We start from the raw sequence: 25,756 nt of genomic DNA on the forward strand, positions 1-25,756 counted from the left end.
GGCCACATCCGTATGCCCTCCTGACCGGCACGAATGCCGGTCAGGAGGGGGCGCGGCGGCGCCGGTCAGGACCGGTAGCGGGCGTGTTCGATGTGCCAGACGTACGAGGACGCGAGGGATTCGATCGCCCGTGCGTGCGTGGCGAGCGGGCTGTCGCCGTCGGCGGTCAGTTCGGTGATGCGGAGGCCGGCCACGGCGGCTCGTTCTTCGCACATGCGGGAGGCCAGCCGGAACGCCTCTTCGAGGTCACACCCGTGCTGCCGCATCAGGAGCGTGGGCAAGCTGAGCGGGCTCGGTCCGTCGTGGGCCGCCTCCTTCTGGTACGAGGCGAGGTCGTTGATCCAGCCCGCGAGGTCGGCGACGGCCGCTTCGAGTTCCCGAACCGCCGCCGAGGACCGCTGCTGCTCGGTCAGCTCGTATCCAAGCGTGATGTCGGCGACTGCCATGACGGTCCGTACGAAGACGGTGTGCGGGCGCATCGCGCGGTAGTCGTCCAGGGTGACGTGGTCGGGTCCGTCGAGATGATGGGCCTCCCAGAGGATGCCGAAGAGGTTGTCCCGCAGGTGCGCGGTGAGGCGCAGGTACTGGGTGGGCGTGGCCCGTTCCCCGAACCGGGTCAGGAGCTGGTCCAGCGCGGCGCCGAAAACGCTGGGCGCGCTCGGCGGGTCGTCGTGGCCGGCGAGAGCGTGGCCGGCGAGAAGGTGGACGCATTCGCTGATCCGGCGGACCAGACGAGCCGGGTCCTCGGCCCCCGCGGCCTCGCCGTGCGTGTCGTCGAACGCCGTGAGCCACAGGAGAAGGTCGGCGCAGAGGAAGAGACCGTCCCGGTCGGCCGTCGGGAAGGTGCGGGCCATTCCCTGGCCCGTGATGTTGCAGAGGGCCTTCCGCCCGCCGGGTGAGCCGATCAGCGGGAAGTCGTCGAGCCAGCCGGTGGTCTGCCGCTCGATGTCGTCGGCGTACGGGCTGGCCGGGAAGGGGCCGGGGAAGGAGCCCAGAAGATCGGGCATCGGCAGGGTGGCGGGCGGCCACGGGCCTGTGCGGCCGGGACCGTTCATGCCGCGCTTCCCGCGCCCACCCGGACCCTGGCCTCGGCGATCATGTCGAGGGACGAGGGGTGCACGGTGATCGCGGGTACCGGCCGGACGGTGGCGCCCGGTGTGGGCCGCAGGCGCCAGCGCGACGCGACGAGCGCCGTGATCACGACTGCCTCGGTCACGGAGAACTGATCGCCGATGCACATCCGTTTGCCGACCCCGAACGGCATGAAGGCCCCCCTCGGTGGCTGAGGACGCTCGGGGAGCCAGCGGTCCGGGTCGAAGCTCAGCGGATCGGGGAACAGGTCAGGATCCCGGTGCATCGCGTAGGGGCTCCACATCACGTCCGTGTCCGCAGGCAGGCTGAACTGCCCCAGCTGTACGGGTGAGATGGTCCGCCGCGTCAGGATCCAGGCGGGGTTGTGCAGGCGCAGGGTCTCGTCGATGAGCCTGCGGGTGAAGGCGAGCTGGGGAATGTGCGCGGCGGCGAGCGGCTCTCCGGCGAGCACGGAGTCGACTTCCTCGTGGAGCCTGCGCTCCAGGTCGGGGTTGCGGCCCAGTTCGTGGAACAGCCAGGCCAGGGTGACCGCGGTGGTCTCGGAGCCGGCGGCGAGCAGCGCAGTGACCTCCGCAATCACTTCCTGGTCAGTCAGTGTCGCGCCGGTTTCGTCCTGGACGGTCAGGAGCAGCGAGACCAGGTCTTCGTAGGCGTCGGGGTGTGCCCGGTGGTCGGCGATGATGGCCTCGATGGCGTTGCTCAGCACGGTGTTGGCGGCCCAGGCCCTGCGGTTGCCGGGGGTCGGCAGCCGTTCCAGGGCGGAGATGGGCACCATGGCGTGCCGCAGGGCGGCCTTGAAGACCGTGTCGACGCCGTTGAGGATCGTCTGCGCGGGGCCGCGATCCGGGTTCGAGGAGAACAGCGCGGCCATGACGACGCCTTGGGCCATGAGCTGCATTTCGTTGCACACGTCGAGGGTTTCCTGGTCGCGCCAGGCCGCGACGGAGGGTTCCGCGGTGTCCCGCATGGTCGCGATGTAGCCCCCGACCTGCTTGTGGTGGAGCGCGGGCTGCATCAGGCGGCGCCGGTTGAGGTGCTGTCGTCCCTCCGCGACCGGCAGGGGGTCGCCACCGAAGATCTTGAGTTTGTCGAAGAGCAGTCCCTTGTTGAAGTGCTGGGACTTGCGGGTGAGCATCTCCTGGAGCAACTCGTGCGAGTTGATCACGGTGATGGACTTCGGGCCGACGGCGAGGCGAACGATGGGCCCGTAGGTGCGCAGGCGTTGGACGTACTCCAGCCGGTTCCTGAGCAGGGGGAGGGCGTGTCCGATGAGCGGCACCCGCCGGGGGGCGGTCGGCGGAACGTGTATGTCAGCAGTCACGTGTCTGTCCTTGTCGCATCTGGTCGGTTGTCCGGGGTACGCGTGGGGTGGCCGCTCCGGCTCTGGTGTGACGTGTCCTCAGCAGTTCTCGCGCGGCGAGGACCTCCGCTTCGATCATCGCGGCGGGGGCGTACAGGGTTTTGTCGTGCCACAGGGCGGGGTGCCGGTGGCCGGGGGCCCACGCGGCGTCCAGATACGCCTCGGCGCGGTCCATCGCGCGGGCGTGGCGCGGCTCCCCCGTGTGGGTGTCGGCAGCCAGCAGGATCTTCACGGCGTACGCGGTCTCCTCGACGGTGCCGTCCCACACGCCCCACGAGCCGTCCTCGCGCTGGGTGTCCAGCGTCCACGCGGCGGCGGCGTCGACGGCCGGGGACGTACGGTCGCCGTCGTACCGCGCGAGCGCGGTCACGCATCGCTCGGTGGCGTAGTACGGGGAGGCGTGCCATTTGTCGGGCCACGGTCCTTCGGGCTGCTGACAGCCGACCAGCCAGTCGCACAGCTTGTCGGCCTTGGGGCCATAGGTGTGCTGTTCTCCGGGGTGCCGGCGCAGGTAGCTGTCCAGGGCCTGGAGGGCGTGGGCGTTGGCGGTGACCGAGCCGGTGTCCTCGCCGATGTAGCAGTCGTAGTGGCTGCCGTTGTGGAACAGGTCGAGCGGCGCGGGGTCGCGCGGGCGGCCCACGAGCGCGGCCACCAGCACGGCCATGGCGGTGTCGTCGGCGTCCACCATGAGGCCGGGCGCGCCGCGCACTCCTCGGGGATCGTAGAGCTGCTCGGCCCACCCCCGGACGGCGGGCAGCGTGGCGGAGGGCAGGTGGACGCGGGCGAGCGCGGCGGCGACCCACAGCCGTTCGAAGACGAGGATCGGGGCAGCCTCGGGAAAGAGGCCTCCGTAGCGCTGTGCCACGGGCTCGAGGTCCGCGACGGCCCGGGCGATGGCGGCCGGTGTCCGCGAGGCCGCCGCGCGGGCGGCGGTGGCGGCCGGCGAACTGCCGAGGAGGCCCTGCGCGTCGGACGGCAGCTCCCCGGGAATGTGCCCGGCTATGCCTTCAAACGTGTGATGGAATTTGACGGGAAGGCTGCCGGCCGACCCGTACCGCTGCGCCACGTACCCGGGCGCCGCCTCGTGATAGCCGTCCGGGACCGTCGCCCGCTCGCCGGGGCGCCACTCCCCGAGACCCGGTATCCCGTCGGTGGCGGCCAGGTCCAGCTGCTCATTGATCCTGGCGACGAGGCCGGGGACGAGGATCTCGGCAGCGGCGGTGTCGGGCCACGGGCCCGCCGCCGGGAGGGCGCGCAGTGCGGCGAGCCCGCGGTTGACCGCTCCCGCGAGCCGCTGGGTGACCTCGGCGGACATGGCGCCCCGCCGCAGGACCGCCAGCGCGGCTTCCACCGCGCTGAGCGTCGGCAGCAGCCGGTACGGCTGCGGCCCCTCACCCCAACTGCCGTCGGACGCCTGCTCTTCCAGCAGGTACGTGATCCGGCGCGGCTCCCCGGGCAGCCAGGGCGCCGCCGAGATGACCCGGGCCGTCTCGTAGAGGGAGGGGCGGACGCTGCCCCACCTGTCCTGGTCGGTCCTGGCCACCAGACGGATGGCCTGTTCGGCGTAGGTCGTGCTCACGGCCGTATCACTCAAGGGCTTTTTCCACTTCACGGTTGCGAGGGCTGGTGTTCTGGCGGGCGGTCATGTCTGTCTCGTCGTCGCGGCCAGGGCGATCTGGCGCAGGCGGACGGCGGCCGCCGCCGGGAAGGGGGCTTCGTCCAGGGCGGCGAGGGCGGCGTCCCGCCTCGTGGTGATCATTTCTTCCACGGTCTGCCTGGCGCCGGTGGAGTCCAGAATCGCGCGGACCTGTGCGGCTTGGGCCTCGTCCAGGTCGCTCCGGCCGACCAGACCGCGCAGGGTGTCCAGTTCGGCGGAAGAGGCGCGCTGGACCGCGAGCGCCATCAGTACGGTGGCTTTGCCCTCACGCAGGTCGTCCAGGACCGACTTGCCTGTCTCGGCGGGATCACCGAACACCCCGAGCAGGTCGTCGCGCAGCTGAAACGCTTCTCCCAGCGGTATGCCGAACGCGCTACACGCGTTGAGTACGAGCGATGAGGCTCCGGCCGAGGCCGCCCCTATGTGCAGAGGCCGTTCGATGGTGTATTTGGCGGTCTTGTACCGGATGACGCGCAGGGCTCCTTCGACGTCACCGGAGAGCCGGCCGGTGCTCTGCAGATCCAGGAGCTGCCCGTACATGATCTCGCTGCGCATCGCGGCCACCAGAGGCTGCACCTGGGCCAGCCGGCCCGGGGCGAGGCCGGCCGTGTGGAGCAGTTCGTCCGACCACACCAGCGCCAGGTCTCCCAGCAGGACGGCCGCTCCCAGGCCATGCGCCTGGGCCCTGCCGCGTGGGCCGCCCCTGTCGGTGTACGCGACGGCGAGCGCGCGATGGGCGGACGGCTGCCCGCGGCGGACATCGCTGTCATCCATCACGTCGTCGTGGATCAGGGCGAACACCTGGAAGAGCTCCAGGCTGGCGGCCGCGCGTACGGCGGCCGTCACGTCGCCGGTCGCTCCTGCGGCGTGCCAGCCGGTCACGCACAGCAGGGCCCGCAGCCGTTTTCCGCCGGCGAGGAGCCCGCGGAGGGTGCCGGTCAGGTACGTCAACTCGGCACCCGGCGCGGCCCGGTCCTTGGAGTCCAGGAATCCGGTCAGAGCCTCGCCCACCTCGTGCCGTAGGGAGGGCAGGTCCAGCAGGCCGGTGCCGGAAAGCATGTCAGTCATCGGTGGTTGATCCCCTTATCGGTCGAGAACCGTCATGGCGGCTCTGTTCGGGCAGAGGACGGGGCCAGGGGCGCAGACGTCCCGGGGTGCCGTGGTGGTGCCGGCCCCGTTCCAGTGGCGGCACCACCACGGCACGACTGCGCGGCAGGCTGGGGAAACGGCTTCTACGCCTGGAGGCTGTCTGCCTTCAGGGGAGATGACGCGTCCGTCCTGGGGCGGGAGGGATCCCGGCTCCAGGGGGTGGCTCCGTCGGCGTCGGGAGCCAGCGGGGTGAACTGGGCGGGAAGCGCCGTGAGCGTTCGGTGGACCCCCCCGTCGCGGTAGGTCAGCTGATCGACCGGTACGGCGAGCTGGATGTCCGGCAGATAGCTGACGAGCCGTTCGATCGCGGCGGTGGCGATCAGCAGGGCCAGGTCACGGCCCGGGCAGGAGTGCGGACCGGCCGCGAAGGCCAGATGGGCCTTGGTGCCCGAGCGGTAGCCGTCGGAGGGCGCGCCCGCGTGGGGACACGTGTTGGCGGCGGCGTACGAGACCATGAACGGTGAGCCGGCCGGATAGCGGGTGCCGTGGAAGGTGATGTCCTTCTTGGGGAAGTGGAAGCTGTAGTTGGCCAGGGGCGAGTCATTCCACAGGGCGTCGTCGATGGCGTGCTGCACGGGCAGGCTGCCGGTGGTGAGGGTGCCGAAGTAGCGCTCGTCGCTCAGCATGCGCACGCAGGTGTTCGCGATGAGGTTGGCCGTCGGCTCGTTCCCCGCGCCGAGGGTGATGAGAACCTGGTTGACCGCCTCTTCCTGGTCCAGCCCGTTGGGGTGGTCGATGAACCAGGAGGTCAGGTCATGGCCTCGCTGCGTGACCTTGGTGGTGTAGAGGGTCTCGAGGTACGCGCCGAACTCCTGCCCGCCCTCAGCTTGCCTCTCCGGATCGGTATCCATGGTCGCGTCGAGGGCCCACACCAGCTTCGGGCCGTACTCGTCCGCCATCCCGAACAGGGCGTTGAAGACCATCAGGGGCAACTGATGCGCGTACTGGCTGACCAGGTCGACCGTTCCGGCGTCGGCGAACTCCTGCAGGAGGGTGTCGGCGTAGCGGAACGTCACGAGGCGTACGTCGTACGGGTCGAGCAGACTGAAGCTGTCGGTGATGACCTTGCGCAGATGGGCGTGGGTCTCTCCGTCGGCGAAGAGGAGGCTGGGGCGCCACTGCACCAGAGGCCTGATCGGGCTGTTCTCCGGCACCTGGGGCAGCCAGTCACGGGTGTCCTTGGTCCAGGTCTCGGCGTCCAGCAGGAGATCGAGTGCGGCGCGGTAGTCGGTGACCAGGTTGACCACGACATCAGGTGCGATCTCGGCGACGCCGACGGGCCCCTGCTTGCGGAGCAGTTCATAGCTGCGCTGGGGGTTGGCGGCGTGTTCGGCCCCGTACAGGGGCACAGGCGCCGCGGTTGAGGCGATGGTCACGAGGCGATGGCTCCAGCTCCGGCGGCGGCGATGGAATGAGCGGTGAGCGCGATGAGGGCGTTGAGGCTGCTGTCCCTCTGGCGGGCGTCACAGGTGACCAGTGGGGTGTCTGGTGCGAGATCGAGCTTCGAACGAAGAAGATTCACGTCGTAGTCGGGGGAATCAGGGAAGATATTGACTCCGACGGCATACGGCAAACCACGCTCTTCGATGAGATCCATCACTTCGAAGGACTCGTCCATCCGCCGGGTGTCGACCAGGACGAGCGCACCGAGAGCTCCGGTGGCGATTCCCTCCCACAGGGGAAGAAACCGTCGCTGTCCGGGAGTTCCGTACAGATACAGCACGACCCGGTCGCCGGGCAGGGTCAGCCGGCCGAAGTCGATGGCGACCGTGGTGGTGGTCTTGTTGCGCAGGCCGATGAGACTGAGATCGTCGGTGCCGGCCGCGGCGTCGGTCATGACTTCATCGGTGTGCAGGGTGGGGATCTGCGACAGCGTCTTGATCGCCGTTGTCTTGCCGACACCGAGAGGACCGGCGACAAGGAGCTTGACCCTTTGGTGGTTTCCCTCAGGCAGGTAAACCGGGCGCGGGCTAGGCGGCGAGGAGGGATTGGAGTCCACTCAGCACCTCTTCCATGAGTTCTTTCGACGGCCGGCCGGCGCGCGACGGGGCGAGCGCGTCCGGGGTCGGCACGGTGGCTTGTAACAGGCCGTCACTGACGAGTTGCTCGGCGAGCACCAGGCATACGCTCACCGGGAGGCCGAGATAGCCGGCTATCTCCACGGGGGTGAGGGATCCGTCGGTGACGATCTCGACGACGCGCTGGTGAGCCGTCGTGTGGTACGAGGCGAGCGGCAGGCCCTTGGCGCGGAGGGCGGTCAGCGTATCGAGGGTGCTGAGCAGGGAAGGACCGCCGCTTCCGGTCGCCAGATAGGCCGGAAGCAGCCGTCGCTGTTCCTGGCCGCGGCTCACGGCGCGCCGTCGCTGGTACGGGGGGAAACGGACATGAGCTGCTCCCCGAGCTTCATTGCCTGGCGGGCCATCGTGTTGGCGACCACGCCCATGGGCATCGCGTCATCACCCGCGGTGGCGATCAGGGTATTTTCACCGGCCGGCATGACCATGTAGATGCCCTGGGCGATATTCACGGTGACCATCTCGATGGGGGTGCCCTCCGTGGCCCTCAGCGCCGTGATGGCGGCGGCGCGAGAGGCGGCGTGCAGGGCGGAGGTCATGGCGGCGATACCGTCCGCCTCGTCGACCGTGAGGTCCCCGGACCTGGTCTGAACCATCCCGTCGAGCGTCATGGTCATCGCATGCCGGACCCCCCTGATCTCGACGATGGGAGTCAGGATCCAGCCGTCGGTCTGGTCCTGGGTATTGCGCGTGGTCACAGTTCTTCCTTCGAATCGGTGCCGCTACGGGCGCTGTTGAAGCCTTCCTGGAAATCGCTCCACTTGTCACGGACCCGCTCCGGGTCCAGGGCACGGTGCGTGGGATCCGTGCCCTGGCCTGCGCTCACCGCGGAGGCACGGCGGCGACGCTGGGGCAGCTGCGACGCGGCGGAGGAGGCCGCTGCCGGTGCGGGCGTGCGCGCGGGCAAGTCGCTCTCCGCGGCGAGGGCCGGCCGCTTGTGGACCTTGGGCGCGAGCGCGGGCAGGGGGGCCATGGCCGAAGGGGGCTCGGCTTCCTCATCGATCGAGGTCAGCAGGTTCGGGGGAATGGACACCACAGCGCGCACCCCGCCGTAGGGAGACGGATTGTCGATGGAGACGCGGAAGCCGTAGTCGGCGACCAGGCGGCCGATGGCGGCGAAGCCCTGGGAGGGCGGGTCGCCGAGCTCGGTGAGCATCACCTCCGGCTGTTCGGCCGACGTCAGCCGTACACCGCGGGCGAGCGCCTCCGCCGTCATGCCCTTGCCGGCATCGTCGATCGTGATGCAGACGCTGCCGTTCTCGGTCTGGAGCAGACTGACATCCACCGCGAGGTCGTCACGGGAATGCTCCAGGGCGTTGGCCATCAGCTCGGCGCAGGCCACGGCCACCGGCTCGGCGGCGCGTCCCACAATGCCGACACCGGCGACCCGGAGCCGGGAGCTGATCTTGATGCGGTCGAAGCCTCGCAGCCGGGAGGAAGCGCCACTGACGATCTCGGCCACGTAGGTGTCTTTACGGACATGTCCCGGCCAGGCGCCGCACACGATGGCGGTCCGCTGGATGAGCCGCAGATTCTGCTCGTTGAGGTGGTCCGCCGCGAGCAGCCTGTTGGTCAGGCTGCGCGGCGCGCTGAACTCGTGCTGGAGGGCTTCGATCTCCGTCTGCAGACGGTACGACAGGGCCTGTGAGTCCTGGCTCGTACCGCGCAGGGCCGCCCGGGCGGCGGCGTCCACGCGACGGCGCTCTTTGAGGACGATGCCGGAAACCTGCTCGAGCAGGGAGTCGAGGAGTTCCGCGCCTTCGGGCTCCGCCCGGTTCGCGTGCAGCGGTCCCGGGATGGGGTGGTGGGAGCTGATCAGGTTCAGCGCGAGGGCGGGAAGCTGTGCGGTGGTGAGGTGACGTACTTCCTCGCGGAATTCCGTCTCGCGGGTTTCCGCGTCCTTCCTGAGGGACTCCGCGGTCTTCACGCGGGACTCCGCGGATTGTGCGAGCGCGGTGGCAGACATCGCGCGGGAGTCCGCTGCCTGCTTGTCCGCGGCCAGTCCTTTGCCGCGGCGCACGTGTTTGCGGCGCGAGAGCGCCAGCAGCAGTGCGACGACGGCTATGGCGAAAGCCAGGGCGCCGAGCGCAAGGGCAGGTTCTGAGAGTGAGGTCACTGGAGGAGGGGTCCTAGGGGTTGGGGTCGGGCGTCCGCCTGCCGGAGAGCCGGCGGAGGGACAGGGGCCGCGATGCGGCGGCGCCATGGGTGCGTGAAAACGCGGCGAAGGGCGCAGAAGTGATGTCGCGGTGGGGCCGCACGGCCGGGGAACGGCGGATAACCGCCCTGGGCCACTGCGTCGGATCGCCCACTGCGTCTGATCCGCCCGCGTCACTGCCCTGACAACTGACGCTCTCTGACAGGGGTGCTGGGCCGGGCCGACTGTCGATCACAGGCGATCAGGATCATCAGAGCTCCATTGAGAACAGACGGCCGACGGCTGATGCTTCCGTCATCAAGCCCTGTCGTTACTTGGTGATGTCACGTCAAAGCGTGTTCAGTTTAGGGGAGTTGATCAGTCCGTGCAGCCTGGGTGGCCTGTTGTGACCGCCACCTCGGAGGGGGCGCTCGCCGCGTTCCGGTTAACCCCCGCGACGGAAGCCCAGGTTGACGTCATATGTCCCCGTGGGGATGAACATCGGTGTGGAGCGGTATGGCGGGTCGCCCAAACCCCTAAATGTCCGCTAGGAACACGACATGACTGAATGTTTCGACTTCAAATTCGAACTGAGAGACTCCCTTACGGCCCGCATTGGACGTAAGTCCGAGTGGCCCTACAGCATTCGCGTGGCGCGCGAACTGCTCGACCTGATCCACGCGCAGCTCGGCCAGGTGGGCATGCTGCGTTTCCTGCGCTGCGCCGAGGCGGCGTCGAGGGCGTTCAAGGAGCCCAGCAACCGGGCGACTCTGTACAGCGACCATCTGTCCCAGGCTCTCGCCAGGGACTTCGCCACGGAACACGACAAGCGCCAGGACGCCGTCTGGAACATCTTCCTGGCGGCCCACCGCATCACCGGCCAGGAGCAGTGCGACCTCCTCATCGACTGCGCCATCGAGGCACTTCAGGTAGATCTGGCCCTGGTCCCGTAGCCGCCGACGGCGTGCTCCCCGACGAGACGGGGCGCCCTTGGGCCCACGACCGGGCCCGAGGGGCCCTGCCGTCGGCCGGTCAGGGCAGTACGGCGATCCCGTCCAGCTCCACCAGCGCCTGTTCGTCCCAGAGCCGTACGACTCCGATCACCGCCATGGCCGGATAGTCGCGGCCCGCCAGCCGGCGCCAGACGCGGCCGAGTTCGGCGGCGTGCGCGCGGTAGTCCGCGACATCGGTCGCGTAGACCGTCACCCGCGCGAGATCGGCAGGGGCGCCGCCCGTCGCCGCGAGGGCGGTGAGCAGGTTGGTGAGCGCCGTCTCGAACTGGGCGGGCAGGGTCTCCCCCACGACCGCGCCGTCCCGGTCGAGCGCGGTCTGCCCGGCCAGCAGGACCAGCCGGCCGCCGGTGGCGGTGACGGCGTGCGAGAAGCCGGTGGCCGGGGACAGCCCGGCGGGATTGACGCGCTCCAGGCTCATGCGTACAGCTCCTTGGCGATGATCGTGCGCTGCACCTCGGTGGCGCCCTCGTAGATCCGCGGGGCGCGGACCTCGCGATAGAGGTGCTCCAGCAGATGACCGCGCTGGAGGGCGCGCGCGCCATGGAGCTGGACGGCGGAGTCGACGACGTACTGCGCGGTCTCGGTCGCGAACAGCTTCGCCATGGCCGAGCGTCGCGGCACGTCCGGCGCGCCCGCGTCGTACGCCTCGGCGGCCGCGTACACGAGCAGCCGCGCCGCCTCCGTACGCGTCGCCATCTCCGCGACCCGGTGGGCGACCGACTGGAGGTCCTTCAGCGGGCCGCCGAAGGCGGTGCGCTCCGCGGTGTGCTCCAGGGTCGCGTCCAGGGCCGCTTGCGCCATGCCGACGGCGAAGGCGCCGACGCTGGGGCGGAACAGGTTCAGGGTGTTCATCGCGACCCGGAAGCCGCGGTCCACCTCGCCGAGGACATCGCCTCGGGTCACGGGTACGGCGTCGAAGGAGAGGGCGCCGATGGGGTGCGGCGAGAGCATCTCGATCGGGGAGCCGGTCAGTCCCCGACGGTCGGCGGGGACGAGGAAGGCGGTGATCCCACGGGCTCCCGCGCCCTCGTCCGTACGGGCGAAGACGGTGTAGAAATCGGCCTCGGGGGCGTTGGAGATCCAGCGCTTCTCGCCGGTCAGCAGCCAGCCGTCGCCGTCGGGCACGGCCCGCAGGGCCAGTGCGGCGGCGTCGGACCCGGCGCCCGGCTCGCTCAGCGCGAAGGCGGCCACCGCGCGGCCCGCGCTCACCTCGGGCAGCCAGCGGGCCCGTTGCCGGTCGGTGCCCGCCTGGACGACCGGGTACGTACCGAGGCCCTGGAGCGCGAGCGCGGTCTCGGCCTCCGTACACCCACGGGCGAGCGACTCGCGCAGCAGGCACAGCTCCATTGCGCCGGTCCCCGTCCTGCCCCCGGACCCGGTCCCGCGCCCGGCCCCGCTGTCGGCCTCCGACCCGAAGAGCCGCTCCAGCAGGCCGAGTTCGCCGAGGGCGGCGATCAGGGAGCGGTTCACCCGGCCGGGCTCGCCCTTCTCGGCGAGCGGCCGCAGCCGCTCCACGGCGAGGGCGCGCAGCTCGGCACACCAGGCGGTCTGTACCGGATCGAGCGAGAATACGGGCATCCGAGCCCCCACTTCCAGCGCGTCTATCGCGGACCGTTGACTGTCGTCATCTTCACGATACGCTCGATGGGCGAGCCCACCACGACAAGGGGGCGAACCATGGAGCTGACCCCGTCGGCCCACAGAGACACGTTTCCGCGCGACCATCTCCCGCCCGCGGAGCAGTGGCCGGCGCTCCTCCCCCTGCCGCCGGGACCGCGCTACCCCGACCGGCTCAACTGCGCCGCGGAGCTGCTGGACCGCACGGTCGAGCGGTTCGGCGCCGGCCGGCCCGTCTTCCGCACCGCCGCCGGTGAGGTCTGGACGTACGGGGAGCTGCGCGGACATGTCGACCGCATCGCGCATGTCCTGACCTCTGATCTGGGCGTGGTGCCGGGAAACCGGGTGCTGCTGCGCGGTCCGACCACCCCCTGGCTGGCGGCCTGCTGGCTGGCGGTGCTGAAGGCGGGCGCGGTGGCCGTGACCGTCCTGGCCCAGCAGCGTGCGCATGAGCTGGCCACCATGTGCGAGATCGCCCGGGTCGGCCATGCCCTGTGCGACATCCGGTCGGTGGACGATCTGGTCAAGGCCGAGGTGCCCGGGCTGCGGATCACGACCTACGGCGGGGACGCGCCGGACGATCTGCTGCGGCTGGCGGACGGCAGGCCGGAGCCGTACACACCGGTGGAGACCGCGGCGGACGATGTGGCGCTCATCGCCTTCACCTCGGGGACGACGGGCCGGCCCAAGGGCTGCATGCACTTCCACCGGGATGTGCTGGCCGTCGCCGACACCTTCTCGCGCCACGTACTGCGGCCGGAGCCCGACGACCTGTTCGCGGGCAGCCCGCCGCTCGGCTTCACCTTCGGTCTCGGCGGTCTGGTGATCTTCCCGATGCGCGCGGGAGCGTCCGCGCTGCTGCTCGAACAGGCCCATCCCACGCAGCTGTTGGCGGCGGTCGCGGAGCACGGGGTGTCGGTCCTGTTCACCGCGCCGACCGCCTATCGCGTGATGCTCGACGAACTGGCGGCGTACGACATCTCCTCCCTGCGGCGCTGTGTCTCGGCGGGCGAGAATCTGCCCGGGGCCACCTGGCAGGCGTGGCACGAGCGGACCGGGCTGCGCATCATCAACGGCATCGGGGCGACCGAGCTGCTCCATATCTTCGTGTCCGCGGCGGACGAGGCGATCCGGCCGGGCACCACGGGCGTGCCGGTGCCGGGGTGGCAGGCCCGCGTCGTGGACGCGTCGGGCGTGCCGGTGCCCGACGGGGAGCCGGGACTGCTGGCCGTCCGCGGCCCGGTGGGCTGCCGGTATCTGGCCGATCCGCGCCAGCTGGAGTACGTCCGGGACGGCTGGAATCTGACCGGCGACACGTATGTACGCGAGCCGGACGGCTACTTCCGCTATGTGGCCCGCGCCGACGACATGATCATCTCGGCCGGGTACAACGTCCCGGGACCGCAGGTCGAGGACGCGCTGCTGGCCCATCCCGATGTGCTGGAGGCGGCGGTGGTCGGCCGCCCGGACGAGCTGCGCGGCCAGATCGTCGCGGCCTATGTCGTGCTGCGGGACGGGGTGGAGCGGGGCGAGGAGACCGCGGGGGCGCTGCGGGACTTCGTCAGATCCCGGCTGGTGCCGTACAAATGCCCGCGCGCGATCGTCTTCCTGGACGCCCTCCCCCGCACCCCGACCGGCAAACTCCAGCGCTTCCGACTACGCGATCCCGACGCCGCCGCCCAATCGGCGGACGGTCTTGGACCGTCCGGCGATTAGGGGGTGGGTCAAGGAGCGGGTCGAGGGCGGAGTCCGGCAAGGCGGAGGAGGGAGCCCACGCGGAGCGTAGGCGACCGACAGCAACGCCGCCGGGCGACAGCCATCGGCACGCGACGCCACCCCCCAATTGGTGGACGGTCTAAAATGATCACGTGGCCGAGCAGCACACTCCCCGATCCCTGATCGTCACCCTGTACGGCGCGTACGGCCGCACACCGGACGATGCCCCGCTCCCCGTGGCGGAGCTGATCCGTCTGCTGGGCGCCCTCGGCGTGGACGCGCCCTCCGTGCGCTCGTCGGTCTCCCGGCTCAAGCGCCGCGGACTGCTGGTCCCGCAGCGCACGGCGGACGGCGCGGCCGGGTACGCGCTCTCGGCGGAGGCCCGCCAGCTGCTGGACGACGGGGACCGCCGTATCTACGCCCGTCCCTCCCCCCAGCTGTCCGACGGCTGGGTGCTGGCTGTCTTCTCCGTCCCCGAGGCCGAGCGCCACAAGCGTCATCTGCTGCGCTCGCGTCTTGGCCGGCTCGGCTTCGGAACGGCCGCGCCCGGTGTCTGGATCGCGCCCGGCCGGCTCCACGAGGAGACCCGCCACACCCTGCGGCGGCTCCAGCTCGATCCGTACGTCGACCTCTTCGGCGGCCAGCACCTCGGCTTCGAACCGACGGCGCGGGCCGTGACCCGCTGGTGGGACCTGGAGTCGATCGCCGCTCAGCACAGGGAGTTCCTGGCGGCGCACGAGCCGGTGCTGCGCGGCTGGGAGACCCGGGCGGCCGTGCCGTCCGAGGAGGCGTACCGCGACTATCTGCTCGCGCTGGACTCCTGGCGGCGGCTGCCGTACGCCGACCCCGGCCTGCCCGCGGAACTGCTGCCGCGGGACTGGCCGGGGGAACGGTCCGCCGATGTCTTCGCCCAGCTGCACACCCGGCTCAGGGACGCGGGGCTCGGGTTCGTACAGCCGCCGGTCACCGCAGGGTGAGACGCGGCTTGGGATCGTCGGTGCGTCCCGCGGGGGGCGTGCGGCTGCCCGCGCGGTACGGCAGCGGCCAGGGCGCGGCGGGGCCTTCGTACCCCTGGGCGGCGGCCGCGTGCAGCGTCCACTGCGGATCGTGGAGATGCGGCCGGGCGAGGGCGCACAGGTCGGCCCGGCCCGCCAGGAGCAGTGAATTGACGTCGTCCCAGGAGGAGATGGCGCCGACGGCGATGACCGGGACAGACAGGGTGTTACGGATCAGGTCGGCGAAGGGCGTCTGGTAGGAGCGGCCGTACTCGGGCCGCTCGTCCGGGACGACCTGTCCGGTCGAGACGTCGATCGCGTCGGCTCCGTGCGCGGCGAAGGCGCGGGCGATCTCGACGGCCTCCTCGGCGGTGGTCCCGCCCGGCGCCCAGTCGGTGGCGGAGATACGGACGGTCATGGGCCGGTCGTGGGGCCAGTCGGCGCGTACGGCGTCGAAGACTTCGAGCGGGAAGCGCAGCCGGCGTTCGAGCGAGCCGCCGTAGGCGTCGGTGCGCCGGTTGGTGAGCGGGGAGAGGAAGCCGGAGAGCAGGTAGCCGTGGGCGCAGTGCAGTTCCAGCAGGTCGAAGCCGCTGCGCTGGGCCCGCCGGGCCGCGGCGGTGAACTGCTCACGGATCGCGCCGAGCTGCGGGCGGTCCAGCTGATGCGGTACCTGGCTGACGCCCGGCCGGTAGGGCAGCGGTGACGCGGCGGCCAGCGGCCAGTTGTCCGCCGGCAGCGGCTCGTCCATGCCCTCCCACATGAGCCGGGTGGACCCCTTGCGGCCGGAGTGACCGAGCTGCACACCGATGGCCGTGCCGGGCGAGCGCGCGTGGACGAAGTCGGTCACTCGGCGCCAGCCGTCCCCCTGTTCGCGGGTGTAGAGGCCGGTGCAGCCCGGGGTGATCCGGCCCTCGGGGCTGACACACACCATCTCGGTCATGACGAGCCCGGCGCCGCCCAGGGCGCGCGCCCCGAGATGGACGAGATGGAAGTCGTCGGGGACGCCGTCCACGGCGCTGTACATGTCCATCGGGGAGACGACGACACGGTTGCGCAGGGTGAGACCGCCCAGCGTGAACGGCGTGAACATCGGAGGCGTGCCCGCCGGGCAGCCGAAGTCCGCCTCCACGGCCCGGGTGAAGCCGGGGTCACGCAGCCGCAGGTTCTCGTGGGTGACCCGGCGGCTGCGGGTGAGCAGGCCGAAGGCGAACTGGCGCGGCGGCTGGCCGGTGTACGTGGCCAGCTCCTCGAACCAGCGCAGACTGGCGGCGGCCGCGCGCTGGGTCGACTCCACGACCGGGCGGCGTTCGCTCTCGTACGCGGCGAGCGCGGCCGGCAGGTCGGGCCGCTCCTCGATACAGGCGGCGAGCGCAAGGGCGTCCTCGACGGCGAGCTTGGTGCCGGAGCCGATGGAGAAGTGGGCGGTGTGGGCGGCGTCGCCGATCAGCACCGTGTTGCCGTGGCTCCAGCGCTCGTTGACGACGGTGCGGAAGGCGGTCCAGGACGAGGCGTTGGAGCGCAGCGGGCGGCCGCCGAGCGCGTCCGCGAAGATCTTGGCGCACTGCTCGGTGGACTGCTGCTCGTCGAGTTCCGCGAATCCGGCGGCCTGCCAGACCTCTTCGCGCATCTCGACGATGACGGTGCTGCGCGCCTCGGCGGTGTCGCGCCCGTCGGCGGCGTCCCGTCCGTCGTCGGTGTCGCACCCGTCGGCGGTCTCGCGCCCGTCTGCGTACGGATAGCCGTGGAGCTGCATCACGCCGTGCTCGGTCTCGGCGATCTCGAAGCGGAACGCGTCGAAGGCGAAGTCGGCGGCGAGCCAGATGTAGCGGCAGCGGTGCGTGGTGACCGTGGGGGCGAAGACCTCGGCGTGCGCCTCACGCGTGAGGCTGTGGACCCCGTCCGCGGCGATCACCAGGTCGTACGCGGAGGCGAGCTCGGCGGCCGGCGGGGCCTCGGTGCGGAAGCGGAGCCGTACGCCCAGGGACGCGCAGCGCTCGTGCAGGATCTCCAGCAGTCTGCGCCGGCCGAGCGCCGCGAAGCCGTGGCCGCCGGAGGTGAGGGTCCGGCCGCGGTGGACGATGTCGATCGCGTCCCAGCGGACGAACTCCCCCTGGAGCGCGCGGTGGACGACCGGATCGGCGTGCTCGATACCGCCGAGTGTCTCGTCGGAGAGTACGACGCCGAAGCCGAAGGTGTCGTCGGGGGCGTTGCGTTCCCAGACGGTGATCTCGCGCGCGGGGTCGAGCCGTTTGAGCAGGGCGGCCGCGTACAGCCCGCCGGGTCCGCCACCGATGACCGCGACGCGCAGGGCGCCGGCGCCGGCCATGGCTAGCGGCCCTGCCATTTCGGGGGCCGCTTCTCGGTGAAGGCGGCATGGAACTCGGCGTAGTCCTCGCCGTTCATCAGCAGCGCCTGGGTGGCGGCGTCCAGTTCGACGGCGGCGGCGAGCGGCATGTCCAGCTCGGCGGTGAGCAGGGCCTTGGTCTGCGCGTACGCCAGGGCGGGGCCGTCCGCGAGCCGGCGGGCCAGCTCGGCGGCCCGCGCGTCGGCGCGGCCCTCGTCGGCGAGTTCGCTGATCAGCCCGATCCGCTCGGCCTCGGGGGCGCGTACCGGCTCACCGAGCATCAGCAGCCGGGTCGCGTGTCCGAGCCCGACCACGCGCGGCAGCAGATAGGCCGCGCCCATGTCGCCGCCGGAGAGACCGACCCGGGTGAAGAGGAAGGCGAAGCGCGCGGAGGGCTCCGCGATCCGGAAGTCGGCGGCGAGCGCGAGGACGGCGCCGGCGCCCGCGGCGACCCCGTGCACGGCGGCGATCACCGGGAAGGGGCACTCACGGATCGCCCGGACCACCTGCCCGGTCATCCGGTTGAAGTCGAGCAGCTGGGCGGTGTCCATGGCCAGGGTCGCGCCGATGATCTCGTCGACATCGCCCCCGGAGCAGAAGCCGCGGCCCTCACCGGCCAGCACCAGGGCGCGGACGGACCGTTCCCGCGACAGCTCGGCGAGCAGATCGCGTAGATCTGCGTAGGCACCGAAGGTCAGCGCGTTGAGCTTCTCGGGGCGGGCGAGGGTGACGGTCGCGACGCCGCCGTCCCGCGTCAGCCGCAGATGGCGCCACTCCTGGGTGCGGGGCGCGGAGCCGGAAAAAGGGCTCATGGAGTGCGGCCTCCTTCAGCGGATGCTGTGTGCCGGTCGCCCGGGACCGTCGTCCGGACCCTTCCCCGGAACGGTATCACCCATATATGACTTCCGTCACGAGCACGCAATACGGCTCTCGCATATGGCCAAAGGTCCCGTCCGCGATGTGGCAGAGGTCCCAAACCCGGCAGGCCGCCGCCCCTTGTTAACGCGTTTACGCTCCGTAAGGATGGCGGAAATAGCACTTGTACCTTGATCGGACCATCTGTCGTGCCCCAAGCCTCAGGCTCCACCTCCTGGCGAGTCGCGCTGCCGCACAGTGCCCAGGCCGTGCCTCTCGCGCGCGCCGTGGTCCGTACGGCGCTCGCCCATGTCCAGGAGACGCCTGACAGTGACACCGCGGAGCTGCTCACCGCCGAGCTGGTCGCCAACGCCGTGAAACACACGAACGGGGACGCCGCGATAGAGCTGGTGGTGGAGCTGATGGAGAGCGGCTGCCAGGTCGAGGTGCACGATCGCGACCCCGCTCCGCCGGGCAATCTCTCGGTCCCCGGGCATGCGGCCATGCCGGATCCCTGGCAGGAGGGAGGCCGCGGTCTGCTGCTGATCCGTACGCTCAGCTCGGACTGCGGTCATCGCACCACGGCTCAGGGCAAGGCGGTCTGGTTCACGCTTCCCGCGCTCTGAGCGTCCGGGATCCGGAACCCGGACGCTCGGAGTGCATGACTATTCGGAAGCGGCGTCCCTGGACAGGGTGGCCACCAGGACGGCCTTGATGGTGTGCAGCCGGTTCTCCGCCTCGTCGAAGACGACCGAGTGCGCCGACTCGAAGACCTCGTCGGTGACTTCCAGCTCGCTCAGCCCGTGGCGCTCATGGATCTCACGGCCGGCCTGGGTGCCCAGATCGTGGAAGGCCGGCAGGCAGTGCAGGAACTTCACGCCGGGGTTGCCGGTCGCGCGCAGCACGTCCATGGTCACGGCGTACGGGCCGAGGGCCGCGATGCGCTCGTCCCAGACCTCCTTGGCCTCCCCCATCGACACCCAGACGTCGGTGGCCACGAAATCCGCGCCGGCGACACCTTCGGCGATGTTCTCGGTGAGGGTGAGCCGGGCTCCGCTGGCCTCAGCGGCCTTACGGGCCAGGGCGAGGATCTCGTCGGCCGGCCAGTAGGCGCGCGGCGCGACGATCCGTACGTCCATGCCCAACAGGGCGCCGGTGACCAGATACGAATTGCCCATGTTGAACCGGGCGTCCCCCAGATAGGCGAAGGCGATATCCGTCAGGGACTTGTCGCTGTGCTCGGTCATGGTGAGCACGTCGGCGAGCATCTGGGTGGGGTGCCAGTCGTCCGTGAGGCCGTTGAAGACGGGGACGCCGGCATACGCGGCGAGCTCCTCGACCGTCGCCTGGGCATCCCCGCGGAACTCGATGCCGTCGAACATCCGGCCGAGGACCCGGGCGGTGTCCTTCGCGGACTCCTTCTTCCCGATGTGCGAACCCGCCGGGTCGATGTACGTCGTGGCCGCGCCCTGATCGGCCGCCGCCACCTCGAAGGCGCAGCGCGTGCGGGTCGAGGACTTCTCGAAGATCAGCGCGATGTTCCTGCCGCGCAGCCGCTGGACCTCGGCGCCCGCCTTCTTCGCGGCCTTGAGCTCGGCGGCCAGATCGATCAGGCCGCGGAACTCCTCGGCCGTGAAGTCCAGCTCCTTGAGGAAGTGGCGGCCTGCGAGGTCTATCGCCATGATGGCTGCTCCTGGGGCGGGAAGGGTGGCTGAAAGGGGACTGAGGGAGGGCGGCTGTCTCGTACCATCCCTGCCGAACGGGACTTCGGAACTATATACGATGCTTCGTATTGCTATACAGGCGCTACGGTGCGTCTACACGGGCTCACGCTCGACCGGACAGCTCATACAGCGGGGCCCGCCGCGCCCCCGGCCCAGCTCGCTGCCGGGGATCTCGATCACCTCGATGCCCTGCTTGCGCAGATGGCTGTTGGTGGTCACATTGCGGTCATAGGCGACGACGACCCCGGGCTCGACGGCGAGCACATTGCAGCCGTCGTCCCACTGCTCACGCGCCGCCGAGTGCACATCCTGGGTGGCGGTCAGCACCCGGATGTCCTGCAGCCCGAGCGCGGCCGCGATGGCGCGGTGCATATGCTCCGGCGGATGGTCGGTGACCTTGAGTTCGCGGCCGCCGCTGCCCGGTTCGATGGTGTACGAGCGGAGCATGCCGAGACCCGCGTACTGCGTGAAGGTGTCGCGGTCGACCATCGTCATCACCGTGTCGAGATGCATGAACGCCCGGCGCTTGGGCATGTCGAGCGCCACGATCGTGGTGGCGGATCCGGCCTCGAAGAGCCCACGGGCCAGCATCTCGACGGCCTGCGGAGTGGTGCGCTCACTCATCCCGATCAGTACGGCGCCCTCGCCGATGACCAGGACATCGCCGCCCTCGATGGTGGACGGGTAGTCGTCCTGCCCCTCCGACCAGTGGTGGAAGTCGCCGGCCCCGGGCCCGGTGAAGAGCGGGTGGTGCTTGTAGATCGCCTCGAAGTGGACGGTCTCGCGCTGCCTGGCCGGCCAGCGCATGGCGTTGATGGACACCCCGTCATAGATCCACGCCGAGGTGTCCCGGGTGAAGAGATGGTTCGGCAGCGGATCGAGCAGGAAATCGTCCAGCGCCATCACATGGAAGCGGACGGACGTCGGTTCCGCGTGCCGCTCCAGGAACTCCCGCTTGGTCATCCCGCCGACCAGCGCCTCGACCAGCTCACCCGTCGCCAGCTCGTCGAAGACCGCCCTGAGGTGATCGGTGGCGAGCGGACCGTACTCCTTCTCGTCGAAGACCCGGTCCAGCACCAGCCGCCGCGCCTCCGGGAGCTCCAGGGACTCCCGCAGCAGCTCGCCGAAGAGATGCACCCGCACCCCCCGGTCGCGCAGCACCTCCGCGAACGCGTCGTGCTCCTCCTGGGCACGCCGCACCCACAGCACGTCGTCGAAGAGCAGCGTGTCCTTGTTGCCGGGCGTGAGCCGCTTGAGCTCCAGATCGGGCCGGTGCAATATGACGCGGCGCAGCCGCCCGGTCTCGGAGTCGACATGGAATCCCATGCCCCCATCCTCACCGTACGGAGCGCGATTCACGCGGTGAATGCGTGAGCGGACCCGGCGGGGAGGCACGGCCGGCGCGCTGCCGGTGCCTCCCCGCCGGTGTGAGCGGCAGGTCATGGGCCGGGGATCAGAGACGCGGGTCCACCGGTTCCGACTCCAGGGCCAGCACCGCGAAGACCGCTTCATGCACCCGCCACAGCGGTTCGCCGTCCGCCACCCGGTCCAGGGCCTCCAGGCCGAGGGCGTACTCCCGCAGCGCCAAGGACCGCTTGTGGCCCAGGAATCGGTTGCGCAGCCGTCGCAGATTCTCCGGGCGGGTGTACTCGGGGCCGTAGATGATCCGCAGATACTCGCGGCCGCGCACCTTGATGCCCGGCTGTACGAGCCGGCCCTTCTCGTCCCGGACCAGCGCCTGGAGCGGCTTGACGACCATGCCCTCGCCGCCCCTCTCCGTCATCTCCAGCCACCAGTCGACACCGCGGCGGACCGATGCGTCGTCGGCTGTGTCGACGACGAGCCGCCGGGTGACCTGGAGCAGAGCGGTCGGGTCGTGCTCGACCAGCCGGTCCAGCCAGGCCAGCTGCTGGTCGTGCGGGACTCCGGCGAGGCTGCGCCCCTGGCCGGCCAGCAGTTGGAAGGGCGCGAGGCGCACTCCGTCCAGGCCGTCCGTGGCCCAGCAGTAACGGCGGTACGCCTCGGTGAACGCGGCCGCGTCGGCGGCGCGTTCGTGCTGCCGCCCGAGGAGCCCGGCACTCTCGACGCCCCGGGACGCGGCGGCTTCGAGGGCCTTGGTCACCGCGGGGAACACGGCGCCCGCGGCGGCTCCCACCGCGGCGTACTGGGTGCGCAGCAGGCCGGTGGCCTTGAGAGACCAGGGCATCAGCTCGGCGTCCAGCAGCAGCCAGTCGGTGTCGAGTTCCTGCCAGAGCCCGGCGGCGGTGACGGCGGTACGCAGCCGCGCCAGGATCTCCTCGGTGACCGCGGGGTCGTCGAAGAAGGGCCGGCCGGTACGGGTGTGCAGCGCGCCGGTCGGTCCGTCCACGCCGAAGCGTTCCCGCGCCGCGTCCGCGTCCCGGCAGACCAGCACCACCGCGCGCGAGCCCATGTGCTTCTCCTCGCACACGACCTTCGCGACGCCGTCCGCGCGGTACTGGGCGAACGCCTCGGCCGGGTGCTCCAAGTAGCCGTCGGCGTCCGAGGTCGCGGTGGGCGCCATGGTGGGTGGGAGGTAGGCGAGCAGCCGCGGGTCGACCGCGAAGCGGCTCATGACCTCCAGGGCCGCCGCCGCGTTCTCCTCGCGCACCGCGAGACGCGCCATGTGGCGGGTCTCCACGATCCGCTTGCCCTGCACATCGGCGAGGTCCAGCGGACGGCCTTCCCGGCCGCCGGGTGCCTCGGTGGCCAGCGGCCTGGCCGGCTCGTACCAGACCCGCTCGGCCGGTACGTCGACGAGTTCACGCTCCGGCCAGCGCAGCGCGGTCATCTTGCCGCCGAAGACCGCTCCCGTGTCCAGGCAGATGGTGTTGTTGATCCAGGAGGTGTTCGGTACGGGTGTGTGGCCGTACACCACAGCGGCCTGGCCGCGGTACTCCTCGGCCCACGGATAGCGCACGGGCAGACCGAACTCATCGGTCTCTCCTGTGGTGTCGCCATACAGGGCATGCGCGCGGACCCGGCCGGAGGTACGGCCGTGGTACTTCTCGGGCAGACCGGCGTGACAGACGACCAGCTTGCCGCCGTCCAGGACGTAGTGGCTGACCAGACCGTCGATGAACTCCCCTACCCGCGCCCGGAATCCGTCGTCCTCCTTCTCCAGCTGCTCGATGGTCTCGGCGAGTCCGTGCGTGTGCTGGACCTTTTTGCCCTTGAGCCAGCGGCCGAGCTTGTTCTCGTGGTTTCCCGGTACGCACAGGGCGTTGCCGGACGCGACCATGCTCATCACCAGGCGCAGCACACCAGGGCTGTCGGGGCCGCGGTCGACCAGGTCGCCGACGAAGACGGCGGTACGCCCCTCGGGGTGGACGCCGTCGGCGTATCCGAGCGTGGCGAGCAGGGTCTCCAGCTCGGAGCGGCAGCCATGGATGTCACCGATGATGTCGAACGGTCCGGTGAGGTGGGTGAGGTCGTTGTAGCGGCGTTCGAGAACGACCTCGGCGTCCTCGACCTCGGCCTCGCTGCGCAGGATGTGCACCTTGCGGAAGCCCTCGCGCTCCAGGCCGCGCAGGGAGCGGCGCAGTTCGCCGCGGTGCCGCTTGATCACGTGGCGGGGCATCCCGGCCCGGTCGGGGCGGCCGGCGTTGCGTGCGGCACACACCTCTTCGGGCAGGTCGAGGACGATCGCGACGGGCAGCACGTCGTACTGGCGGGCGAGCCGTACGAGCTGCCTGCGGCTCTCGGCCTGCACGCTGGTGGCGTCCACGACGGTGAGCCGGCCGGCGGCGAGCCGCTTGCCGACGATGTAGTGGAGTACGTCGAAGGCGTCGCCGCTCGCGCTCTGGTCGTTCTCGTCGTCGGCGACCAGGCCGCGGCAGAAGTCCGAGGAGATGATCTCGGTGGGCTTGAAGCGGCTCCTGGCGAAGGTGGACTTGCCGGAGCCGGAGGCGCCGATCAGCACCACGAGGGAGAGATCGGGCACCGGGAGGGTGCGCCGGTTGCCGCCGGCGCCGGTGTTGCTGGTCGCGGTGCGGGTGTCGGTGGTCGCGGTGCGGTCGGCGGTGCCGGCCCGGTCGGTGGTGGTCGCGGTACTGGTCTCGTCGTTGCCGGTCATGCGGTCTTTCCCTCCTTCGTGGTGTTGTCGGTGAAGACGGCCATCTGGGTCGGCGGGCCCACCTCGGGGTCGTCCGGTCCCACGGGGACATACGCGATCCCGTAGCCGTGGCGCTGTCCCACCCGCTCCGCCCAGGCGCGGAACTCCTCGCGGGTCCACTCGAAGCGGTGGTCGCCGTGGCGCACATGCCCGGCGGGCAGCGTCTCCCAGCGCACGTTGTACTCGACATTCGGTGTGGTCACGATGACGGTCCTGGGCCGTGCCGTGCCGAACACCGCGTACTCCAGGGCGGGCAGGCGTGGCAGGTCGAGATGTTCGACGACCTCGCTCAGCACGGCGGCGTCGTACCCCTTGAGCCGCTTGTCGGTGTAGGTGAGGGCTCCCTGCGTCAAGGTGACGCGGGCGGCCTGGCGCTCGCTCATCCGGTCCAGCTTGAGCCGGCGCGAGGCGATCGTCAGCGCCCGTACCGACACATCCACGCCCACGATGTGGGTGAAGCGCACATCCTTCAGCAGCGCCTGCACCAGCTGCCCCTGCCCGCAGCCCAGGTCGAGCACGGTGCTCGCGCCCGCGTCCCGCAGGGCCCTGAGGATCGCCTCGCGCCGCTGGTCGGCGAGCGAGGGCTCCTTCTTCGGGCTCTCGTCGGACTCGGCGGGGATCTCCTCGACGGCGTTGTCGATCGCCTCGACCTCGATGTCGTCGGCCTCGGCGAGCCGCACCAGTTCGAGCCGCTCCATGGCCTGCCGGGTCAGGCTCCAGCGGCGGGCCAGATAGCGGCTGGTGATCAGCTTCTGTTCGGGGTGCTCGGCCAGCCAGCCCTCACCCGCCCGCAGCAGCTTGTCCACCTCGTCGGGCGCGACCCAGTAGTGCTTGGCGTCATCGAGCACCGGCAGCAGGACGTACAGCTGCCGCAGCGCGTCGGCGAGCCGCAGCTCGCCCTCCAGGACGAGCTGCACATAGCGCGAGTCGCCCCACTGCGGGAACTGCTCGTCCAGCGCCACGGGCTGTGCGTCCACGGACGTCCAGCCCAGTGGCCCGAAGAGCTTGCCGACCAGCTCGGCGCCGCCGCGCGCGGGCACGGCGGGCACCTCGATCCGCAGCGGCAGCGGGCTCTCGGCGCGCTCGGGCAGCGCCGCGCAGACACCGCGCAGCGCGCTCTTGAAGACCGTGCTCAGCGCCACCGCGAGCAGCGAGGAGGCAGCGTAGGGGCGGTCGTTGACGTACTGCGCAAGGGCCGCGTCGGGGGCGCCGCCCCTGCCCTTCCCCTTGCCCCGCCGGACCAGGGCCACCGGATCGACCTCCAGCAGCAGCGCGGCCGTGCAGCGCTCGACGGACGCCTCGGGGTAGACCACATGGGCGGTGCCATGGGACGTGGAGAACGTCTGGGCCCGGTCGGGATGCTTGTGCAGCAGATATCCGAGGTCGGTCGCGGGACGCTCTGGGGTGCCGGTCGTACTGATCGTCAAGAACACCCGCCCGAGTATCGCCCGCCGTCCCCGCCACGACGAGCGGTTTTCGTCAGGCCCGCTTCTCCGCGTTCCGGGTTCAGCGCAGGGGGAGTTCGAAGAGCGCCCGCGACAGCCGCTCGGCCACGCCCGGCGCAGGACCCGGTATGGGCCGCAGGGCCGACCGAGGCGGTCGGCGCCGCCCGTCCGCTGAACCCGCTACTCCTGCTCGGCGGACGAGTGAGGCGCGATCTTCGCAGGAGCGTCACAGGGGGTCCGCACGACCTCCCGCGGAGGTCGCTACGTTGTTCGCGCTCGATCCCGAGTGCGAAATCCGACAGGTCGTCGGCTTCCCAGCGGCGCAGTCAGCACAGAAAGATCGCGGATGGACTACTGCTCGACATGCCGGCGGATCCTCAACGGGGTTTTCGTATGCCCCGGTTGTGGCGCCTACGCCCCCGACATCGCACCCGACGGCTCACCTGCC

General features: G+C 70.7%; 21 protein-coding genes. 4 read left to right on the plus strand and 17 right to left on the minus strand.

What is annotated here, in order from left to right; genetic code table 11:
* Positions 1-65: 65 nt before the first annotated feature.
* The 9 genes from ACFVWW_RS07455 to ACFVWW_RS07495 form a co-directional block, all read right to left on the minus strand.
* On the minus strand, positions 66-1,007 hold the full coding sequence (locus ACFVWW_RS07455) for a terpene synthase family protein (protein WP_386876475.1): 942 nt from the start codon (positions 1,005-1,007) through the stop codon (positions 66-68).
* 44 nt (positions 1,008-1,051) lie between these two features.
* Positions 1,052-2,413, minus strand: a complete 1,362-nt coding sequence (locus tag ACFVWW_RS07460) for a cytochrome P450 (RefSeq protein ID WP_386876477.1) — start codon at positions 2,411-2,413, stop codon at positions 1,052-1,054.
* On the minus strand, positions 2,403-4,031 hold the full coding sequence (locus tag ACFVWW_RS07465) for a prenyltransferase/squalene oxidase repeat-containing protein (protein ID WP_386876479.1): 1,629 nt from the start codon (positions 4,029-4,031) through the stop codon (positions 2,403-2,405). Before ACFVWW_RS07465 ends, ACFVWW_RS07460 begins: the two co-directional genes overlap by 11 nt.
* 63 nt (positions 4,032-4,094) lie before the next feature.
* A complete protein-coding gene (locus ACFVWW_RS07470; protein ID WP_384183146.1) occupies positions 4,095-5,177 on the minus strand; it encodes a polyprenyl synthetase family protein in 1,083 nt (360 codons plus the stop codon).
* 164 nt (positions 5,178-5,341) lie between these two features.
* Positions 5,342-6,634, minus strand: coding sequence for a cytochrome P450 (locus ACFVWW_RS07475; protein ID WP_386876482.1), 1,293 nt, complete (start codon positions 6,632-6,634; stop codon positions 5,342-5,344).
* Positions 6,631-7,257 (minus strand): ATP/GTP-binding protein, encoded by a 627-nt coding sequence (locus ACFVWW_RS07480; protein WP_384329711.1) that lies wholly within the window; start codon positions 7,255-7,257, stop codon positions 6,631-6,633. The genes ACFVWW_RS07475 and ACFVWW_RS07480 overlap by 4 nt, the downstream gene beginning before the upstream one ends.
* Positions 7,229-7,609: a DUF742 domain-containing protein gene (locus ACFVWW_RS07485; RefSeq protein ID WP_384329708.1), complete on the minus strand. Its 381-nt coding sequence runs from the start codon at positions 7,607-7,609 to the stop codon at positions 7,229-7,231. Before ACFVWW_RS07485 ends, ACFVWW_RS07480 begins: the two co-directional genes overlap by 29 nt.
* Entirely contained in the window at positions 7,606-8,031 is a 426-nt protein-coding gene (locus ACFVWW_RS07490; RefSeq protein WP_384183156.1) for a roadblock/LC7 domain-containing protein, read from the minus strand. The genes ACFVWW_RS07485 and ACFVWW_RS07490 overlap by 4 nt, the downstream gene beginning before the upstream one ends.
* Complete coding sequence (locus tag ACFVWW_RS07495; protein WP_384183159.1) at positions 8,028-9,449, minus strand: ATP-binding protein; 1,422 nt, start codon at positions 9,447-9,449, stop codon at positions 8,028-8,030. Before ACFVWW_RS07495 ends, ACFVWW_RS07490 begins: the two co-directional genes overlap by 4 nt.
* A gap of 578 nt (positions 9,450-10,027) precedes the next feature.
* Here ACFVWW_RS07495 and ACFVWW_RS07500 point away from each other — a divergent pair.
* Positions 10,028-10,420, plus strand: coding sequence for a hypothetical protein (locus ACFVWW_RS07500; RefSeq protein ID WP_384183161.1), 393 nt, complete (start codon positions 10,028-10,030; stop codon positions 10,418-10,420).
* Positions 10,421-10,499: 79 nt separating this feature from the next.
* Here the strand turns inward: ACFVWW_RS07500 and ACFVWW_RS07505 are convergent, their stop codons facing one another.
* Together ACFVWW_RS07505 and ACFVWW_RS07510 are read right to left on the minus strand one after the other, a co-directional pair.
* Positions 10,500-10,898, minus strand: a complete 399-nt coding sequence (locus tag ACFVWW_RS07505) for a RidA family protein (RefSeq protein ID WP_384183165.1) — start codon at positions 10,896-10,898, stop codon at positions 10,500-10,502.
* Positions 10,895-12,058, minus strand: a complete 1,164-nt coding sequence (locus ACFVWW_RS07510; protein WP_386876486.1) for an acyl-CoA dehydrogenase family protein — start codon at positions 12,056-12,058, stop codon at positions 10,895-10,897. Before ACFVWW_RS07510 ends, ACFVWW_RS07505 begins: the two co-directional genes overlap by 4 nt.
* Before the next feature lie 99 nt (positions 12,059-12,157).
* Here ACFVWW_RS07510 and ACFVWW_RS07515 point away from each other — a divergent pair, with 99 nt between their 5' ends.
* Together ACFVWW_RS07515 and ACFVWW_RS07520 are read left to right on the plus strand one after the other, a co-directional pair.
* Positions 12,158-13,813 (plus strand): AMP-binding protein, encoded by a 1,656-nt coding sequence (locus ACFVWW_RS07515; RefSeq protein WP_384329699.1) that lies wholly within the window; start codon positions 12,158-12,160, stop codon positions 13,811-13,813.
* A 152-nt stretch (positions 13,814-13,965) separates the two neighbouring features.
* Entirely contained in the window at positions 13,966-14,790 is an 825-nt protein-coding gene (locus tag ACFVWW_RS07520; RefSeq protein WP_384183173.1) for a PaaX family transcriptional regulator C-terminal domain-containing protein, read from the plus strand.
* Here ACFVWW_RS07520 and ACFVWW_RS07525 read toward each other — a convergent pair.
* Together ACFVWW_RS07525 and ACFVWW_RS07530 are read right to left on the minus strand one after the other, a co-directional pair.
* Complete coding sequence (locus ACFVWW_RS07525) at positions 14,777-17,152, minus strand: oxidoreductase (RefSeq protein WP_386876489.1); 2,376 nt, start codon at positions 17,150-17,152, stop codon at positions 14,777-14,779. The two genes, ACFVWW_RS07520 and ACFVWW_RS07525, sit on opposite strands and share 14 nt — an antisense overlap.
* Positions 17,137-17,964 carry an enoyl-CoA hydratase family protein gene (locus tag ACFVWW_RS07530; RefSeq protein ID WP_384183178.1) on the minus strand — a complete coding sequence of 276 codons (828 nt, stop codon included), beginning with the start codon at positions 17,962-17,964 and terminating at the stop codon, positions 17,137-17,139. The genes ACFVWW_RS07525 and ACFVWW_RS07530 overlap by 16 nt, the downstream gene beginning before the upstream one ends.
* Before the next feature lie 237 nt (positions 17,965-18,201).
* On the opposite strand from ACFVWW_RS07530, the gene ACFVWW_RS07535 reads away from it, so the two are divergent.
* Positions 18,202-18,633 (plus strand): ATP-binding protein, encoded by a 432-nt coding sequence (locus tag ACFVWW_RS07535; RefSeq protein WP_384183373.1) that lies wholly within the window; start codon positions 18,202-18,204, stop codon positions 18,631-18,633.
* Between the two features lie 39 nt (positions 18,634-18,672).
* Here ACFVWW_RS07535 and argF read toward each other — a convergent pair whose 3' ends face one another.
* The 4 genes from argF to ACFVWW_RS07555 form a co-directional block, all read right to left on the minus strand.
* Positions 18,673-19,689 carry an ornithine carbamoyltransferase gene (gene argF / locus ACFVWW_RS07540; protein ID WP_386876491.1) on the minus strand — a complete coding sequence of 339 codons (1,017 nt, stop codon included), beginning with the start codon at positions 19,687-19,689 and terminating at the stop codon, positions 18,673-18,675.
* 135 nt (positions 19,690-19,824) lie between these two features.
* Positions 19,825-21,057 (minus strand): arginine deiminase, encoded by a 1,233-nt coding sequence (locus ACFVWW_RS07545; protein ID WP_384183184.1) that lies wholly within the window; start codon positions 21,055-21,057, stop codon positions 19,825-19,827.
* 127 nt (positions 21,058-21,184) lie between these two features.
* Positions 21,185-23,824, minus strand: coding sequence for a polynucleotide kinase-phosphatase (locus ACFVWW_RS07550; protein ID WP_386876493.1), 2,640 nt, complete (start codon positions 23,822-23,824; stop codon positions 21,185-21,187).
* Positions 23,821-25,296: a 3' terminal RNA ribose 2'-O-methyltransferase Hen1 gene (locus tag ACFVWW_RS07555; RefSeq protein WP_386876495.1), complete on the minus strand. Its 1,476-nt coding sequence runs from the start codon at positions 25,294-25,296 to the stop codon at positions 23,821-23,823. Before ACFVWW_RS07555 ends, ACFVWW_RS07550 begins: the two co-directional genes overlap by 4 nt.
* Positions 25,297-25,756: the final 460 nt, after the last annotated feature.

This window comes from Streptomyces sp. NPDC058198 (genome assembly GCF_042882605.1).
Classification (GTDB): Bacteria; Actinomycetota; Actinomycetes; order Streptomycetales; family Streptomycetaceae; genus Streptomyces.

Coding starts and splice junctions, on each gene's coding strand:
- ACFVWW_RS07515 (WP_384329699.1), top strand. CDS start 12,158: ATGGAGCTGACCCCGTCGGCCCACAGAGACACGTTTCCGCGCGACCAT.
- ACFVWW_RS07510 (WP_386876486.1), bottom strand. CDS start 12,058: ATGCCCGTATTCTCGCTCGATCCGGTACAGACCGCCTGGTGTGCCGAG.
- ACFVWW_RS07530 (WP_384183178.1), bottom strand. CDS start 17,964: ATGAGCCCTTTTTCCGGCTCCGCGCCCCGCACCCAGGAGTGGCGCCAT.
- ACFVWW_RS07525 (WP_386876489.1), bottom strand. CDS start 17,152: ATGGCAGGGCCGCTAGCCATGGCCGGCGCCGGCGCCCTGCGCGTCGCG.
- ACFVWW_RS07545 (WP_384183184.1), bottom strand. CDS start 21,057: ATGGGATTCCATGTCGACTCCGAGACCGGGCGGCTGCGCCGCGTCATA.
- ACFVWW_RS07505 (WP_384183165.1), bottom strand. CDS start 10,898: ATGAGCCTGGAGCGCGTCAATCCCGCCGGGCTGTCCCCGGCCACCGGC.
- ACFVWW_RS07550 (WP_386876493.1), bottom strand. CDS start 23,824: ATGACCGGCAACGACGAGACCAGTACCGCGACCACCACCGACCGGGCC.
- ACFVWW_RS07455 (WP_386876475.1), bottom strand. CDS start 1,007: ATGCCCGATCTTCTGGGCTCCTTCCCCGGCCCCTTCCCGGCCAGCCCG.
- ACFVWW_RS07470 (WP_384183146.1), bottom strand. CDS start 5,177: ATGACTGACATGCTTTCCGGCACCGGCCTGCTGGACCTGCCCTCCCTA.
- argF (WP_386876491.1), bottom strand. CDS start 19,689: ATGGCGATAGACCTCGCAGGCCGCCACTTCCTCAAGGAGCTGGACTTC.
- ACFVWW_RS07500 (WP_384183161.1), top strand. CDS start 10,028: ATGACTGAATGTTTCGACTTCAAATTCGAACTGAGAGACTCCCTTACG.